Here is a 17,393-nt window from a genome sequence, read left to right on the forward strand (position 1 = left end):
GTTAGTTTCTTCATATAAATCCCCTCGTGTTTTTTAAATGATCGTATTAAAAGAATACGAACGAACCAAAATATATTATGGGTGTATAAAAAAAAGAATTTTGGAGTCTTTTTATCGCTATCTTACTACTTCACTTACATTGTTTATAAATTAAACTTCTAATATTTTTTTCTTTTCCTCTCATAACTAAACATCTTTCATTTACTCTGAATAAAGTCTGTGCAATTTGCTTTCTCATTATCAATATATAAAAGATATTTCATCAGAAACAAACCTCATTTACTTATGATACGGTTCCCCTCTATTAATGCGAAACGCCCGGTATACTTGTTCAAGAAGAATAAGCCGCATGAGCTGATGTGGAAACGTCATCTTTGAAAAGGATAAGGCTTCGTCAGCCCGCTGCATGACTTGTTTGCTTAATCCAAGTGAGCCCCCGATAACAAAGGCCATTTTGCTTTTTCCGTAGGTAGCAAGCTTATCCAAGCTTTCTGCCAGCTCTTCGGACGATTTCATCTTTCCTTCGATGGCTAAGGCAATAACATATGTATCATCTGAAATTTTCGCTAAGATGCGCTCGCCTTCTTTTTGCTTTACTTGCTCCATTTCTTGATCACTTAGATTCTCTGGCGCTTTTTCATCCGGTACTTCAATGATTTCTACTTTTGCGTAGCCTGATAACCGTTTTACGTATTCATCAATTCCTTGCTTTAAATATTTTTCTTTCAGTTTGCCGACACAAATAATCGAGATATTCACAGTTCATCCCCACTTTACAAACATAATATCCACAGAATTTATCCACATATTCACAAAACATATCCACATTTTGTGTGGAAACATTAGTTCCCTACAATATATACCGCTTGATTTTTGCAAAAATCACAATGTAATGCCTGGTTATCCACAGAAATCTTTTCAATCTCTGGTGCTACTTCTCTTTCATCAATATACATATCGATCGCTAATTCAATATGTTCTTCGCAACATTTATACATCTTGCAGTACCTCCTGTTATCCACTTGTGGAAAAAGAAAAACAGGAGAGAAACTACTCTCCTGTTGATAAATTATATCCGAAATTCTTTTCGTTTTTCTACTTAAAATGATTCTTTTGCTAACTTCATTGTGACCGTTTGCTTTTTGCCTTCCCTGTAGAACGTCACTTTCATTTTGTCTCCAATGGATTTTTCTGTATATAAGTATTTTCTCAATTCAAGAACGTTACGAATTTTTTTATCGTCTAAAGCGACAATGACATCGAACTGTTTTAAACCAGCTTGTGCTGCCGGAGACATTGGTACGACTTGAACAATCGCCACTCCTTCAGTTACGTCTTTCGGTAAATGAAGCGTTTCTTGTAAATGATAAGAAGCAATGTCACTTAGCGAACGGAGTTCTACTCCCATATACGGACGACGCACTTGTCCATATTTTTCTAAGTCAGCAATAACTGGTTGAGCAAAATTAATTGGAATGGCAAATCCAATTCCTTCAACGGCTTGCTGGGCGATTTTCATCGAGTTAATGCCAATGACTTGACCTTCAATGTTTACAAGAGCGCCTCCACTGTTTCCAGGGTTAATGGCAGCGTCTGTTTGTAACACTTCCGCATTCCAATCCGGTACACCGTCTTGGTCCAAATCAACTTCAATCGTGCGGTTCGTTCCCGAAATAATTCCTTGTGTAACAGAACCAGCAAATTGAAGACCTAACGGGTTACCAATAGCGATGACTGGTTCACCCGGTTTGACCGCATCGGAGTTGCCAAACTCCGCCACTTTCTTTACATGCTTCGCATCAATTTCAAGTACGGCTAAATCTGTCCAAATATCGCTTCCCAATACTTTCGCTGGAACTCTTGTACCGTCCTTTAAGCTCACTTCCACTTGACTTGCGTTTTCCACAACGTGATGATTCGTTACAATAAATGCTTTACCATTTGCTTTTTTATAAATCACACCTGATCCTGTTCCTGCTTCGCCGCCTTGAGACCAGAAGTTAGCTTCTTGAATATTTACAATGCCAACGACTGCGTCAGAGACTTTATCGACGGCTTTCGTCACTTGGGAAACGACATCGACCTCAACACTTTTTTGCATAGTTGGCTGACGGGACGTACCTTCCTTCGGTTCGTTCTCATCCTCCGTAATAGCTATATCATAAGGGAGAACATTCCATTTTGAAAGAGTCGGAATGGAGAACATGATTAATAATGCGCCTAAAATCGCACCAACTAAAGCCGATAAAAACCAACCGCCCCGATTTCCTTTTTGTTTTTGTTGATATTGCTGATAATGATCATCATAATACCCCACTGCACTCACCAATCCTTTCATCAAAGAGGAGTCAGTAAAAGGTAGTGTATGTATCCAATTATCATTATACTCCTCTCCACCGTTAAAAATCCATTATTAAGATATTAGCACAGCATATCCAAAAACATCGTTACACATACGTCAGCTTTGTTGGAATTTTTGGGTCTGTATCATATAAATCAAACTGCTCTCCAACAATAATTCCTTTGCTTGCCAGTACTTGAGTCACTGACATTCTCGCCAAATCTTTCATATTATTATCTTGACTTAAATGAGCCAAATAAATTCGTTTTGTATTATCACCAATTACATCAGCTAAAGCAAGTCCTGCATCTTCATTGGAAACATGTCCAACATCGCTCAAAATCCGACGTTTAATATTCCATGGATAATGCCCCATTCTTAGCATTTCCACATCGTGGTTGCTTTCAAATACAAACACATCGGCGTTCTTAATGATGCCTTTCATACGGTCGCTTACATAGCCTGTATCAGTAATTAATACAAGTTTTTTCCCTTCATGATGAAATACATAAAACATCGGTTCAGCAGCATCATGTGAAACACCGAATGATTCAACATCTAGATCGCCAAAAGTTTTTACCGTTCCCATTTGAAATACAAATTTTTGCTCAGTTGGAATATCGCCGATTAATCCTTCCATCGCTTTCCACGTCTTTTCATTAGCATAAATCGGCAATTGATATTTTCGGGCAATGACGCCGAGACCTTTAATATGGTCACTATGTTCATGGGTAACTAAAATGCCTGATAGCTGCCTCATGTCCCGCTCAATTTGCTGAAACAGCTGTTCCATCTGTTTTCCGCTCAAGCCTGCGTCAACAAGCAAACTACTTCGATCGGTCTCCACAAAAAAGGCGTTTCCTGTGCTTCCGCTTGCAAGGACGCTAAACCTTATACTCACCATGTCTCACTCCAAAATTTTATTTTCTTCATTAATGACTTGGCCTTCGAAGGCATTTACATAATAATCCTTGTTTCCATTCACAACAATACGCCATGTTGGCGTTAACACTTGCGAAGAAGCAGTAAATTGAACAAGTGCATAATAACCAAGTTGAATATTCGTCACATGGTCACCGGGCTTTAAGTGATCTTTCTTATATAACGTTTCAATTGCTTTAATAGCTGATACAATTTCTTGTTTTTCATATTCTTCTAAATCATTAAGTAACGTTTGTTCATAAGAAATGATCTCATTCTTTTCATTTAAATGTAGTACAAGCATACTGTTGGCATTTTTATAAATGACTTTGCCGTTATACTTTTGAAAAAACAAAATCTCTTTTGCCTTTTCATCAAATTTCCAAAACGAATAATTTTCGCCTGAAATGATGTTTCTTTTTATAAAATCATTTAAAAAGTATTGATCCTTTGGATTGGAAAGTGGAATAGGCTTCGTAAATAATACTTTTAATATCGGTTGATTGCTAATCACGGCTTGTTGATTGGATAGCTTTTTTACTTCTTCATCAGTAAATATTTTACTTTTCCCGCTTAAATAAGCAGCTTTTGTAATCTCCTTTGGCGGTTCAACATACGTAATTCCATTTACTTCTAACTGTTCTTCAATCGTCGTTTCCAACATAACATTCAACTGGCTGCTGCTTCGTTTCTGAATAAATTGATAAGCCAAAAAAATATCGAGGATGAGGAAGGTAATAATAAATATTGTTTTTGTTTTACTCCAATCCAATTACATCGCCTCTTTTTATTTCTTCGTTCTCTTTAAAAACAATCTTCCGCCATGTACCATCATATAAACAAAACCATGCTGGTTCTAACACAACAATTTTATCTCTCTGTGAGTCTCTAATTAATTCATATCCTAAGACTATATCATAAACCAACTCTTTTTTTTCAAACCATCTCATGTTTTTCAACTGCTTAACGACCTCTCGCCCGGATGGCAATTGAACGGAAACGTTAGTTCGATCAGCGATTTCAAGCCTGAAAATTGGTCGAGAATAATTAATGATTTCGCTGTCTCCCCATTCTGGTACAACTTCGGACATACCAAATGCATTAAATACTGGATAACTATTTTTCACTAAACGAAAAACCACTTTTCGCTTTTTCTCATCCCATTCGGCAAAATGATACGTATCTGTCCAACCACCATGTTCATTAACAAAATCAATGCTTTTCTGGATTAAAAATGGGTCTTGCCCCTGTATCAATGTTCTTTGTGCAGCTGGATTGACATATGATAATATCTTGTGCATAGAATTGATTTTCATTAGACTTGATCCATCTGTATACTCTTCACCGTTTGTTAATAAATCTTGCTTCACAAAGCTTGGATTACTAAAAAGCGCCTGTTTAAATTTATCAGGATCCAATTCATCCGTGTAATATTGCAACCGGTTCATCGTAATAGGCCCTTCAGGAATAAATAAAGATTTTGTTACATCAATATCATAAACAAAATAACGTGGGTATTTTTCGGCTTGATAATAGTATGTGTTCTGAATTTCTTGAAGTGAAAAGTTGTTGACCGTTGCTTTATAAATTTTACGGTCCTTCATACATACAAAGTAAACAATTCCTTCCTTTTCTTTCTCTACAGGAATGACAATTCGATCAAAGTTCACCCCTTGAATGCCCTCATCCTCGATTTTAAAAATATAATGATACATTTCAATCGGAAAATCATCGGGGTAAATGATTTCAATTTTTCCCTTTCCATGAAGAAAAGATAAAAAATCTTTCTTTGAAACGGTTGATGAGATATTTTCAAACTCGTCAAACGACCACTTTTTCACTTGTTTCATCAATTTATTCATTTCTGTTTCTTGGACAATTCCATAGTGCTTTCCATCTTTATGAATGAGTATTTTGGAAGGACGAATAATAATGCCTGCATCAACTTGAGTATTGCTACTTACTGATACATTTTGAATATAATCGGAATCTACATTTTCCATAAAATCATACTTCGGTTGATATGTCCATAATGCCCCTGTTAAAACAATGCTGGTCAATACCAAAACGGTCAAAATAATCGTTTTTATTTTTTCATATGTCATTCCATTCATCCTCTTGAATACGCTCAAGTGGTAAAGTAAAGAAAATGGTTGTGCCCTTGTTTTCTCGGCTTTCCGCCCAAATTTCACCACCATGGGCGACAACAACCTCCTTTGCGATTGCTAAACCTAATCCTGTTCCCCCAAGCTTTCTTGAGCGCGCTTTGTCTACACGATAAAATCGTTCAAAAATCTTTGAAAGATCTGCTTTTGGAATTCCAACCCCTTCATCGCTTACACTAACTTCAATATGGTTGCTTAGCTCTTTTACACAAAACGTAATCTTACCGCCTTGAGGGGAATATTTTAACGCATTGGAAATAATATTATCGAGCACTTGTGTAATTTTATCTTCGTCAATTTCAATGAATATCGCCTCATCAGGTATTTTGCGAACAAACTTAACATTTTCTTGCTTTGTTAATTCGAAACGATCGATAATTTTATGAAAATAACGTGAAAAGTTCACCCAGGATGTATTGAGCTTATAATCTTTACTATCCAGCTTTGAAAGCTGTAATAAATCGTTGACTAAACGAATCATTCGCTCCGTTTCTGTTTGTGCTACTTCAATGAACCGCGGAGCAATTTCTTCATCTTTCCACGCTCCATCAGCGAGCGCTTCTAAATAACTTTTCATCGTTGTTAAAGGTGTTCTCAACTCATGAGAAACGTTTGCCACAAATTCTCTTCTCTCTTGGTCAATTTTTTCATGCTCAGTAATGTCATGTAACACGACGATTAATCCGTTTATAAACCCTGTTTCCTTTTGAATAACGGATAAGGAAGCACGTAAAATATAAAGTTCATTATCCGTACTAAAATCTAAAATTAAAGAATCCCGTTCTTCCACTAAAGTTTCAAACGTATATTGGTCGTTCAAGCCTAATACATCAATAATCGAACTAGAAAGAACTGTTTCACGTGAAACATTTAATATATTAAGCGCTGCATCGTTGATTAAAATAATTCTTCCTTTTCTGTCCGTTGCAATCACTCCATCGGTCATATGCGTTAAAACGGAAGCCAATTTTCGTCGTTCTCCTTCTGTTGTCGCCTGAGCTTCTTGCAATTTTTTGTTTAAGTTGTTAAATGTCATTGCCAGCTGCCCAATCTCATCATAACCATATACTTTTACTTTTCTTGAAAAATTCCCCTTCGCCATCTCGAGCGCTTGTCTTCTCATGTCAGAAATTGGTCGCGTAATCGTGCGCGCCAATAAAATGCCTAATACAGCTGTAATGGCAAGAGCGATTCCCGTTCCTGTCGCTAAAATCATATTAATTTGCTTCATTTGTGAAAAGACATTTTCCATCGAAGCGATTACATAAATCGCTCCTTTTATTTCTCCGTCCGATTTAATCGGTGTCGAAGAACTGTACATTCGATGTCTCGTATTAGGATCTACCCATGGTTTATCCACTTCAACTGTTTCACCAGATACTAATGTTCGCTTGACAAATATTTCTGTTGTTCTTTTGCCGACAATATTTTGCCTATATGGATTAGATGTTCCTAATACTTTACTTTTATTATCAATCACTCTGACTTCGGAAATATCTTGCGAGACAAAGTCTTGTAACAGAAGACGAATATCTTCCTCCAGAGTCGGGCTATTCTTATCCCGTTCTTTATTCATTGCTTGCTCCACATTGTAAGCAAGTAATGTTACACGCTCATTTAAAGAGTTTTTAAAATTATTAATGAGCTGCTCTTCTAATTGTCTGACAAAGTACACACCGATAATTTGCATCGCAACAAGAATTAAAAGAACATAAATGAGAACAAACTTAAAATGAATCGAACGAAACGGTCCAACTTTTTTCATCTTCTTCATTTACTCCTGTTCTGGATTGCGTAAATAATATCCTACTCCCCTGCGCGTTACAATCCATGTCGGATGGGATGGATTATCCTCAATTTTTTCCCGCAAACGGCGCACTGTGACATCAACCGTACGCACATCCCCATAGTAATCATATCCCCATACCGTTTGCAGCAAATGTTCGCGCGTCATTACTTGACCAATATGTTTAGCAAGATAATGAAGTAATTCGAATTCGCGATGAGTCAGTTCGATTTTTTCTCCGCGCTTAGATACGATGTAAGCATCTGGATGGATAACGAGAGAACCTATGACAATTTCTCCTGTGTCATTGTTCTCATCAGAAACATTTGCATTTTGTTGATGGCGGCGCAAGTTTGCTTTTACACGAGCAAGTAGTTCCCTAGTACTGAACGGTTTTGTAACATAATCATCCGCACCTAATTCTAAGCCAAGAACCTTATCAATCTCTGAATCTTTAGCTGTTAGCATAATAATTGGCATATCATACTTTTTTCGTACTTCTCTACATACTTCTATTCCATCTTTTTGTGGAAGCATAATGTCTAATAGAATAAGGTCAGGTGTAAGTTCTTCTACTTTTTGCAATGCTTCCTCTCCATCATAAGCACAGACAACTTCATATCCTTCCTTTTTTAAATTAAACTGCAAAATATCTGCAATCGGTTTTTCATCATCGACAACGAGAATACGCTTATTCATGGTGATTCACATCCCTTCTCTTATTTTCATTTCTATTATTACATCTCGTACTTTCTATCATTACATCTAGTACACTAGATGAATTTTTTTAGATAAGTACATTTATAATTTACCACGTTATATAACCTAATTCACTTATTAGCCATTACCAATATTAGTATAAATAAAAAAAGCATAGACACCTTACCGTATCTATGCTTTACATAAAAAGAAGTGGCTCGGGACGGAATCGAACCGCCGACACAAGGATTTTCAGTCCTTTGCTCTACCGACTGAGCTACCGAGCCATATTATTTAATCAACAATAATAAATATTTCTACTTTTACAATCCTTCGTCCCGCTCTCAGTAAGTCTATCCAAGCAGCGGCTCGAGCGGTACGCTGTAGTTTACTCACCGAAGATTACTCGATCGTGCTCTACCGACTGTGTCCCTTCCTCTTCTAGCCAATTCAAAGAAGTTATATGCGTCGGGACAACTCGCAGTTCATTCACAGAAGCTTCGCTCGTCGCTACCGAGCCATATTATTTTAGTGACGTTTTTTATGTTAACATATGAATACTGATTTTGACAAGTGTTTTATAAAATATTTTCTTTATAAAACAGTGATGCCTGTTTTTAACATGGTTATGAATTGTAATGAAGCCTGCTAACATTTTTTATTAGCAGGCTTCTTGTTCTGTATATTATTAAGCATATACACTACGTATAACGTTTGTTTGTGAACGGTCTGGGCCTACAGAGAAAATTGATAAAGGAATTCCTGTTAACTGTGAGATACGTTCGACATAATGACGAGCATTTGTTGGAAGTTCATCTAGGCTTTTTATGCCCGTAATATCTTCTGTCCATCCAGGAAGCTCTTCATATATTGGCTCGCACTCTGCCAACACTTTTAAGCTTGCTGGAAATTCCTCCATAATTTGTCCTTTGTAGCGATAAGCAACACAAATTTTTAATGTTTCAATTCCAGTTAAAACATCAATGGAATTTAAAGACAAATCGGTAATTCCACTGACACGGCGAGCGTGACGAACAACGACGCTGTCAAACCAGCCAACGCGGCGTGGCCGTCCTGTTGTCGTACCATATTCACGTCCTACTTCGCGAATACGGTCGCCGATTTCGTCTTTTAGTTCTGTTGGGAATGGACCATCGCCAACACGAGTTGTATAAGCTTTTGCCACACCAACAACATGTTTAATTTTTGTCGGACCAACGCCAGAACCAATCGTCACTCCACCAGCTACTGGATTAGAAGAAGTAACGAACGGATATGTACCTTGGTCAATGTCAAGCATAACTCCTTGAGCGCCCTCAAATAATACGCGTCGTCCCTCATCTAGAGCATTATTTAAAACAACAGATGTATCACAAACATACTTGGCAATTTGTTGACCATATTCATAATACTCATCTAAAATATCTTCCAATTTAAATCCTTCAACACCGTATACTTTTTCAAACAACATGTTTTTCTCTTCTAAATTGCGGGCAAGTTTCTCTTCAAATACTTCACGATCAAGCAAATCAGCAATGCGAATACCAATGCGGGCCGCTTTATCCATGTAAGCCGGTCCAATTCCCTTTTTCGTTGTTCCAATTTTATTAGCGCCTTTTCTCTCTTCTTCTACTTGATCTAGCTTTAAATGATAAGGCAAAATCACGTGTGCCCGATTACTTATGCGTAAATTATCTGTACTTACACCGCGTTCATGTAAGTATTTTAATTCCTCTACTAATGCCTTCGGATCGACAACCATTCCGTTTCCGATGACACAAATTTTATCTTTATAAAAAATCCCTGATGGAATGAGATGTAGTTTATATTTTTCGCCATTAAACACTATCGTGTGTCCTGCGTTATTTCCACCTTGATATCTTGCTACAACTTCCGCATTTTCTGAAAGGAAATCTGTAATTTTCCCTTTTCCTTCATCTCCCCATTGTGTCCCGACAACTACAACTGAAGACATGGTGAGCACCTCCACTAGTCTCAAATAAGAACATTTTCATTACCAAACATAGTAAGTGTATCAGTTTTATGAACTAAAGTCAATTAAATCCGAACATTTATATTGTAATTCCAATCCTTCATTCGTCTTAATAAGAAATAAAAAAATCCCTCCATGCTGAAGAAGGATTATGCACCAGGAGGGATGTTCGCATCATCAAAACGTCGCTCTAAATTAACGAATTTATTGTACTCTTTAATAAATGCCAATTGTACCGTTCCAACCGGACCATTCCGCTGTTTCGCAATAATAATCTCAATAATGTTCTTATTTTCTGAGTCTTTATCATAATAATCATCGCGATACAAAAACGCAACAATATCAGCATCCTGTTCAATACTTCCCGATTCACGAATATCAGACATCATTGGCCGTTTATCTTGCCGCTGTTCAACGCTGCGAGATAGCTGTGATAGAGCGATAACCGGAACTTCTAATTCGCGGGCAAGTGCCTTTAAGGAGCGGGAAATTTCCGATACCTCCTGCTGACGGTTTTCGCGATTTCTGCCGCTGCCCTGAATCAATTGCAAATAATCAATCAATACCATTCCTAACCCGCTTTCTTGCTTTAAGCGGCGACATTTAGCGCGAATTTCACTGATACGAATGCCCGGAGTATCATCAATATAAATTCCCGCATTCGATAAGCTCCCCATCGCCATTGTTAACTTTCCCCAATCCTCTGGGGTCAGTTTACCGGTACGTAAATTTTGCGCATTAATGTTTCCTTCTGCACATAACATCCTCATCACAAGCTGCTGTGCACTCATTTCTAAACTGAAAATCGCTACATTTTCATTCGTTTTTGTCGCCACATTTTGGGCGATATTGAGGGCAAATGCTGTTTTTCCAACAGAAGGACGGGCAGCCACAATAATTAAATCACTACGCTGAAACCCCGCTGTCATCCGATCAAGTTCAATAAAACCGGTTGGAATTCCGGTAATTTCTCCTTTGCGATTATGAAGCATTTCAATATTATCATACGTTTGAACAAGAATATCTTTTATATTTTGGAAAGCCCCTGTATTTTTCCGTTGGGAAACTTCCATAATTTTCTTTTCTGCTTCGTTTAAAAGGTCATCAACCTCATCTTCTCTTGTATATCCTTCTTGGGCAATCGAGGTGGCTGTACGAATTAACCGACGCAAAATCGATTTTTCTTCAACAATACGAGCATAGTACTCTACGTTTGCCGCTGTTGGGACAGAGTTAGCCAATTCGCTTAAATATGAAACACCGCCGACTTCTTCTAACATCTTCGCATCTGCTAACTCCGCTGTTACGGTTACTAAATCAACTGGTTCCCCTTTGTCCGCAACTTTCAGCATTGCATGAAAAATCTTTTGATGGGAAGCGCGATAAAAATCTTCTGGAACAAGAACCTCAGAAGCTAACGTTAAAGCAGCTGAATCAAGAAAAATCGCTCCTAATACTGCCTGTTCTGCTTCGATATTTTGCGGTGGAATACGGTCAGCAAATAAATCGCTCATCCTTTTCACCTTCCTTTCCTCTTATTTCCACGAACTGATTTAACAATAAGAAAAATGTGATTATATGAAGAAAACCGTCTTCATAAAATCACATTTTTATAAATTAAATTATTTTTGTTCGCTTACATGTACTTTTAATGTCGCTGTTACTTCCGGATGCAACTTAATTGGTACATTGGTATATCCTAGTGAACGAATAGCATCGTTTAATTCGATTTTACGTTTATCAATTTTAATCTTATGTTGGCTTTGAAGAGCTTCGGCAATTTGTTTGCTTGTAATCGAACCAAATAGACGTCCACCTTCTCCTGCTTTTGCCGAAATTTCCACCATTAACTGTTCTAGTTGTCCTTTTAGTTGTTTGGCTCTAGCTAGCTCTTCTTCAGCTTCCCGCTTTTGTTTATTTTTTTGCGCTTCTAACGCTTTTAGATTAGCTGGAGTAGCCTCAATTGCTAATCCTTGTTTAAAAAGAAAATTTTGCGCATAACCGTCCGCTACATTTTTCACTTCGCCCTTTTTTCCTTTTCCTTTTACATCTTTTAAGAAAATCACTTTCATGATTTGTTACCCCCTTCTAAATAATCATGAATTGCTTCCCGCAGACGTTTTTCTGCTTCCTCTAATGTGATATTGCGGAGCTGAACAGCCGCATTTGTTAAATGTCCGCCTCCTCCAAGGCTTTCCATAATCACCTGAACATTGATATCTCCTAAAGAACGTGCACTAATCGCTATCATTTGGTCGTCCCTTTTTGAAATGACGAATGAAGCAACAACACCATTTAACGACAGCAATGTATCCGCTGTTTGTGCAATCAATACTTGGTCATAGGTTTCATTTGCATTCCCTTTCGCAATCGCAATCCCATTGGCATCAATCGATGCGTTTTCAATGATTTTAGCGCGCTTTATATAATTGCTAATATTTTCTTTTAATAGCTTTTGAACAAGGACTGTATCAGCCCCTTGAGCGCGTAAATAAGAAGCAGCATCAAATGTGCGGGAGCCGGTCCTTAACGTAAAGCTTTTTGTATCAACAACAATACCAGAAAGCAAAGCCGTTGCCTCCAACATGGTTAATTTCATTCGTTTCGGTTGATATTCCAGCAATTCTGTGACAAGTTCTGAAGTTGAAGACGCATATGGCTCCATATAAACAAGAAGCGGATCTTCAATAAATTCTTCACCGCGGCGATGATGGTCAATAACGACTACATTATCAATTCTAAACAATAATTTCTCTTCAATCACGAGAGAAGGCTTATGTGTATCAACCACAATGAGCAGTGTATCATCTGTAGCGATTTCAAGAGCTTCTTCTGGAGTAATAAAACGAGACCAAAGTTCTGCATGTTTTTTTATTTCTTCAATTAACCGTTGAACTCCTGAATCGATGCGGGTGAGATCAATAACGATGAAACCTTCTTTTTGATTGAGCTGGGCCACTTTTAAAATGCCGATACAAGCACCTAATGCATCCATATCAGGATATTTATGTCCCATAATGAGCACTTTATCACTTTCGGCAATCAACTCTTTTAATGCATGAGAAATGACTCTTGCTCGAACCCGCGTCCGTTTTTCCATTGGGTTTGTTTTTCCGCCGTAAAACTTTACTTTTCCGTTCGTTTGTTTAATCGCTACTTGGTCACCGCCACGACCTAATGCTAAATCTAAGCTTGATTGTGCCAATGCCCCTAACTCTGGCAAAGAGGAAGCTCCCGAGCCAATTCCGATACTTAACGTTAATTGAATATTATTTTTCATCGTTTGGTCGCGAACTTCATCTAATATCGAAAACTTATTTTTCTCGAGCTGCTGCAAAATATGTTCATTCATAACAGCAATAAAGCGGTCAGAAGAAGTTCTTTTTAAAAATAAGCCATAATCATTTGCCCACTTATTCAAAATCGACATCACTTGGCTATTGATTTGGCTTTTCGTTTGATCGTCCAATCCTTGAGTGACTTCATCATAGTTATCAAGAAAAATAACTCCCAATACCGTTCTTTCTTCTTCATATTGCTTTTCGAGCTCTACTTGTTCCGTTACATCAAAAAAGTATAAAAGCCTTTCTTCTCTTTTAACGATGACCCTAAATTTTCTGCCATGAATATCAATTACTTCTGTATCCATTTCCTGCTTTATAAGCGGGATTAATTGCTCAGCAATATCATATAGCGAGCGACCAACTAACGTATCTTCATTAAAACAAGAAGCTAAAAACGAGTTTGTCCACTCAATTCCATAATCATCATTGATCAGCATGATCCCTATAGGCATTTCCATTAACGCCTCTTCGCCAACTTTTTTGACCCGATAGGAAAGAGTGGAAATATATTCTTCCATTTCTTTATCTAACGCTTGTTGTGATTTCAGCCAATAATAAATCACAAAGCCAAGGAGCAATAAGCCTGCTAACCCCATCATCCATTGGAAATAGGAAACAATTACTATAAAAATCAGCGACAATCCAATTAAGGCATATATGGGATAGCGATATACCTGCTTTTTATAAAAATTAGACATCAATGTCAGCTCCTAAGTTACAAATGGTATAAAATATTTATTTATTATTAATATACTTCCTCAATTCAAATCCTAAATCAATTATACCTAAGATTGCGATAAGATAAAGAAAAAAAGGAACCATGAAAGAAATAATCGTAAAAACGCCTACTATTCCTCTCGCTAACCCTTTTTGATGGCTAACATAATAAATAAATGAAAACCCTTGAATAAGCATTAAAATTTGGAGTAAATAATAAATGTTCAGTATTGCTATATAAACAAACGTTCCTTTTTCCATTGGGAAAAATGTTGCAATGATGACCACTATCAAATAGTACCATATAAGACTTTTAGGAAAGACGATATGACGAAAAGGCGGCCAAGCACTCACTTCTATTCTCAAACGTTTTAATATTGGTATAGAGATCAAAATCGTTAAATAAGATAAAACAGATGCAAATATAACGAAAAAAGTTGGCGTCATATAGCCAATAAACTCTAGCCTTTCATTAAAACGATCCATCAGTTCTTTTGGCGGCTGCTTTCCCGTTGCTTCCATCAACTTAAAAGCTTGGTCAAAAGCATTGCTCAATAAGGATATCGATTCTTTAATGACATCAAATTGTAAAAATACAACAGAAATAACGTAATCAACAATAATTCCAATTAAAAATGCAACGGTTCCTGCCAATAAAATAATATAATGATTTTTCATTTTAGACAAAAGGGAGCCAATGACAACTCCGCTCATTCCAAACATAAATGCAATAGGAACAGAAAATATGGAACCAACGACTAAGGAGACGATTAACGATATAAAAAGTAATAATAATCCATTTCTAATCCCGTGCCTAATGGTAAAAATGATAAAAGGAAGAGATAAAAATAAAGCGGCAAACGCTCCTAATAAAGGAATATTTAAAGAAACTAAAAATAAAACCACAAAAATGGCCAGTTGAATGGCTCCTTCTGTAAGAACATATGTATTTTTCACTTGGCCACCTCCTTAACATAGTGAATAGTTCATTTTAATAATCGTTGCTGATTTAAGAACATAAAAAATAAAAAGCAGTAAGGACCCCTTACTGCCTTTTCATTATTATTCACCTGCAACGTATGGTAATAATGCCATTTGACGAGCGCGTTTGATCGCAACTGTTAATTTACGTTGATATTTTGCGCTTGTTCCAGTTACACGACGAGGTAAAATTTTACCGCGCTCAGAAATAAATTTCTTTAATGTATCAACATCTTTATAGTCGATGTGTGTGATACCGTTTGCTGTAAAATAGCACACTTTACGACGTTTTGCACGTCCACCTTTACGTGCTGCCATCTCTTTTTCCTCCTTCCTTACTAAATTATCTATGACACGTTCCATTTATATCTTAATTAAAACGGTAAGTCGTCATCGGAAATATCAATTGTTTGTCCATCATTTGCAAATGGATCTTCATCGATGCGACTAAATCCTGGATCATTTGTGCTGCGTGGGTTCTGATTTGGTCCAAATGGAAACGGATCACCGTAGTAGCCACCGCCTGCTGTTGTGCCACGTTGTTCTGAGCTACTTTTCGGTTCTAAAAATTGAACGCTATCAGCCACCACTTCAGTCACATATACTCGTTTTCCATCTTGACCTTCGTAGCTTCTTGTCTGTAGTCGACCGTCTACTCCCGCTAAACTCCCTTTCTTCAAGAAATTAGCAACGTTTTCTGCGGGACGACGCCAAACAACGCAGTTAATAAAATCTGCTTCGCGCTCACCTTGTTGATTTGTAAAAGTCCGGTTCACCGCCAGTGTAAACGTGGCAACAGCTACTCCATTTGGAGTATAGCGTAATTCCGGGTCTCTGGTAAGCCTTCCTACAAGAATTACGCGGTTAATCATCAGAACCACTCCTTAAATAAGGGAATTATTCTTCTTCTTTTACGACGATGTGACGAATAATGTCTTCGCTGATTTTTGCTAAACGGTCGAACTCTTGTACCGCTTTAGGCTCAGACATTACGTTCACAATCATGTAGTAACCGTCGCGGAAATCTTTAATTTCGTATGCTAAGCGACGTTTACCCCACTCTTTTACGTTTGTAATTTCCGCACCATTTTCTGTTAATACGCTGTTGAAACGCTCAACTACCGCTTTTCTTGCTTCATCGTCCATATTTGGGCGGATAATGTACATGATTTCGTATTTTCTCATCACAGTCACCTCCTTTTGGTCTCAACGGCTCTATAGCTAGAGCAAGGAGCAATAAAGCATTACTCACATTTTCTGATTATAACATGGCAAAAAGACAGATGCAATATTAAACATTGAAGCGGAAATGCATAATATCTCCGTCTTGTACTTCGTAGTCCTTTCCTTCTAGGCGAACTTTTCCTGCTTCACGCGCCGCCGCCATCGAGCCGCAAGCAACTAAATCTTCGTAAGAAACGGTTTCAGCACGAATAAAACCGCGCTCAAAGTCTGAATGAATAATACCTGCACATTGTGGGGCCTTCATACCTTTACGGAACGTCCAAGCACGTACTTCCTGTTCTCCGGCAGTAAAGTAAGTCGCTAAGCCAAGTAAATTGTAAGCTGCGCGAATTAATTGATCTAAGCCTGATTGTTCAATGCCAAGTTCTTGTAAAAACAGTTCTTTTTCTTCATCATCAAGTTCAACGATTTCCGCTTCCACCTTTGCGCACACAACAATGACTTCTGCATTATCGTTTTTCGCAAACTCACGCACTTGCTGAACAAACGGATTGCTATTTGGATCAGCTAAGTCCTCTTCGCCGACATTTGCCACATATAACATCGGCTTAATGGTTAACAAATGAAGATGCTTAACGACTTTCATTTCTTCTTCCGTAAATTGTAATGTACGCGCTGCTTTTCCTGCTTCAAACGTTTCTTTTAAACGGAGAAGAATATCGTACTCAAACATTGCGTCTTTATCTTTTTGCTTTGCCATTTTACCTACACGATCAATACGCTTATCTACAGTCTCAAGGTCAGCTAAAATAAGTTCGAGATTGATTGTTTCAATATCGGCAATCGGATCGACTTTACCAGCAACATGGGTAATATTTTCATCAGCGAAGCAACGAACAACCTGACAGATGGCATCAACCTGACGGATATGAGATAAAAACTTATTTCCTAAGCCTTCACCTTTGCTGGCACCCTTTACAATTCCAGCAATATCTGTAAATTCAAAAACTGTAGGTACTGTTCTTTTTGGTTTTACGATTTCAGTTAATTTTTTCAAACGTTCGTCCGGCACCTCAACAATCCCAACATTCGGTTCAATCGTACAGAATGGATAGTTGGCTGATTCAGCCCCTGCTTTCGTAATAGCATTAAATAATGTAGATTTTCCAACGTTAGGAAGACCGACGATTCCTGCTGTTAATCCCATTGTTTTCACTCCTCTTTTAAACCGTAAACATCTTTCACAATTATAGGATAGTAG

Annotated in this window: 17 protein-coding genes and 1 tRNA gene; all 18 read right to left on the reverse strand. The window is 37.6% G+C overall.

Annotated features, from left to right (window positions below):
* Positions 1–279 precede the first annotated feature (279 nt).
* The 18 genes from rlmH to ychF all read right to left on the reverse strand — a co-directional run bounded on the left by rlmH (position 280) and on the right by ychF (position 17,339).
* Complete coding sequence (gene rlmH, locus HNQ85_RS15410; RefSeq protein WP_181538619.1) at positions 280–759, reverse strand: 23S rRNA (pseudouridine(1915)-N(3))-methyltransferase RlmH; 480 nt, start codon at positions 757–759, stop codon at positions 280–282.
* Positions 760–842: 83 nt separating this feature from the next.
* Positions 843–998, reverse strand: coding sequence for a CxxH/CxxC protein (locus HNQ85_RS15415; protein ID WP_181538620.1), 156 nt, complete (start codon positions 996–998; stop codon positions 843–845).
* A 101-nt stretch (positions 999–1,099) separates the two neighbouring features.
* Positions 1,100–2,317 (reverse strand): S1C family serine protease, encoded by a 1,218-nt coding sequence (locus HNQ85_RS15420; protein WP_343046546.1) that lies wholly within the window; start codon positions 2,315–2,317, stop codon positions 1,100–1,102.
* A gap of 130 nt (positions 2,318–2,447) precedes the next feature.
* Positions 2,448–3,242, reverse strand: coding sequence for an MBL fold metallo-hydrolase (locus HNQ85_RS15425; protein WP_181538622.1), 795 nt, complete (start codon positions 3,240–3,242; stop codon positions 2,448–2,450).
* A gap of 6 nt (positions 3,243–3,248) precedes the next feature.
* Positions 3,249–4,034: a two-component system regulatory protein YycI gene (locus HNQ85_RS15430; protein WP_181538623.1), complete on the reverse strand. Its 786-nt coding sequence runs from the start codon at positions 4,032–4,034 to the stop codon at positions 3,249–3,251.
* Positions 4,021–5,376 carry a YycH family regulatory protein gene (locus HNQ85_RS15435; RefSeq protein ID WP_181538624.1) on the reverse strand — a complete coding sequence of 452 codons (1,356 nt, stop codon included), beginning with the start codon at positions 5,374–5,376 and terminating at the stop codon, positions 4,021–4,023. The genes HNQ85_RS15430 and HNQ85_RS15435 overlap by 14 nt, the downstream gene beginning before the upstream one ends.
* Positions 5,357–7,192, reverse strand: a complete 1,836-nt coding sequence (gene walK / locus HNQ85_RS15440; protein ID WP_181538625.1) for a cell wall metabolism sensor histidine kinase WalK — start codon at positions 7,190–7,192, stop codon at positions 5,357–5,359. Before walK ends, HNQ85_RS15435 begins: the two co-directional genes overlap by 20 nt.
* Positions 7,193–7,201: 9 nt before the next feature.
* Positions 7,202–7,912: a response regulator YycF gene (yycF, locus tag HNQ85_RS15445; protein WP_181538626.1), complete on the reverse strand. Its 711-nt coding sequence runs from the start codon at positions 7,910–7,912 to the stop codon at positions 7,202–7,204.
* A 214-nt stretch (positions 7,913–8,126) separates the two neighbouring features.
* A tRNA-Phe gene (locus HNQ85_RS15450) sits at positions 8,127–8,199 on the reverse strand.
* A gap of 401 nt (positions 8,200–8,600) precedes the next feature.
* Positions 8,601–9,887, reverse strand: a complete 1,287-nt coding sequence (locus HNQ85_RS15455; RefSeq protein ID WP_181538627.1) for an adenylosuccinate synthase — start codon at positions 9,885–9,887, stop codon at positions 8,601–8,603.
* A gap of 167 nt (positions 9,888–10,054) precedes the next feature.
* Positions 10,055–11,419 carry a replicative DNA helicase gene (gene dnaB / locus HNQ85_RS15460; protein ID WP_181538628.1) on the reverse strand — a complete coding sequence of 455 codons (1,365 nt, stop codon included), beginning with the start codon at positions 11,417–11,419 and terminating at the stop codon, positions 10,055–10,057.
* Positions 11,420–11,527: 108 nt separating this feature from the next.
* The gene (gene rplI, locus HNQ85_RS15465; protein WP_181538629.1) at positions 11,528–11,977 is read right to left on the reverse strand and encodes a 50S ribosomal protein L9; all 450 of its coding nucleotides are present in this window, start codon (positions 11,975–11,977) and stop codon (positions 11,528–11,530) included.
* The gene (locus HNQ85_RS15470; protein ID WP_181538630.1) at positions 11,974–13,947 is read right to left on the reverse strand and encodes a DHH family phosphoesterase; all 1,974 of its coding nucleotides are present in this window, start codon (positions 13,945–13,947) and stop codon (positions 11,974–11,976) included. Before HNQ85_RS15470 ends, rplI begins: the two co-directional genes overlap by 4 nt.
* Positions 13,948–13,984: 37 nt before the next feature.
* Positions 13,985–14,923, reverse strand: coding sequence for a DUF2232 domain-containing protein (locus HNQ85_RS15475; protein WP_181538631.1), 939 nt, complete (start codon positions 14,921–14,923; stop codon positions 13,985–13,987).
* A gap of 105 nt (positions 14,924–15,028) precedes the next feature.
* Positions 15,029–15,265: a 30S ribosomal protein S18 gene (rpsR, locus tag HNQ85_RS15480; protein ID WP_181538632.1), complete on the reverse strand. Its 237-nt coding sequence runs from the start codon at positions 15,263–15,265 to the stop codon at positions 15,029–15,031.
* 56 nt (positions 15,266–15,321) lie between these two features.
* Positions 15,322–15,819 carry a single-stranded DNA-binding protein gene (gene ssb, locus HNQ85_RS15485; RefSeq protein ID WP_181538633.1) on the reverse strand — a complete coding sequence of 166 codons (498 nt, stop codon included), beginning with the start codon at positions 15,817–15,819 and terminating at the stop codon, positions 15,322–15,324.
* A gap of 25 nt (positions 15,820–15,844) precedes the next feature.
* Positions 15,845–16,132, reverse strand: coding sequence for a 30S ribosomal protein S6 (rpsF, locus tag HNQ85_RS15490; RefSeq protein WP_181538634.1), 288 nt, complete (start codon positions 16,130–16,132; stop codon positions 15,845–15,847).
* 106 nt (positions 16,133–16,238) lie between these two features.
* Positions 16,239–17,339, reverse strand: coding sequence for a redox-regulated ATPase YchF (ychF, locus tag HNQ85_RS15495; protein WP_181538635.1), 1,101 nt, complete (start codon positions 17,337–17,339; stop codon positions 16,239–16,241).
* Positions 17,340–17,393 lie beyond the last annotated feature (54 nt).

Source organism: [Anoxybacillus] calidus, from assembly GCF_013760845.1.
Lineage (GTDB): Bacteria > Bacillota > Bacilli > Bacillales > Anoxybacillaceae > Paranoxybacillus > Paranoxybacillus calidus.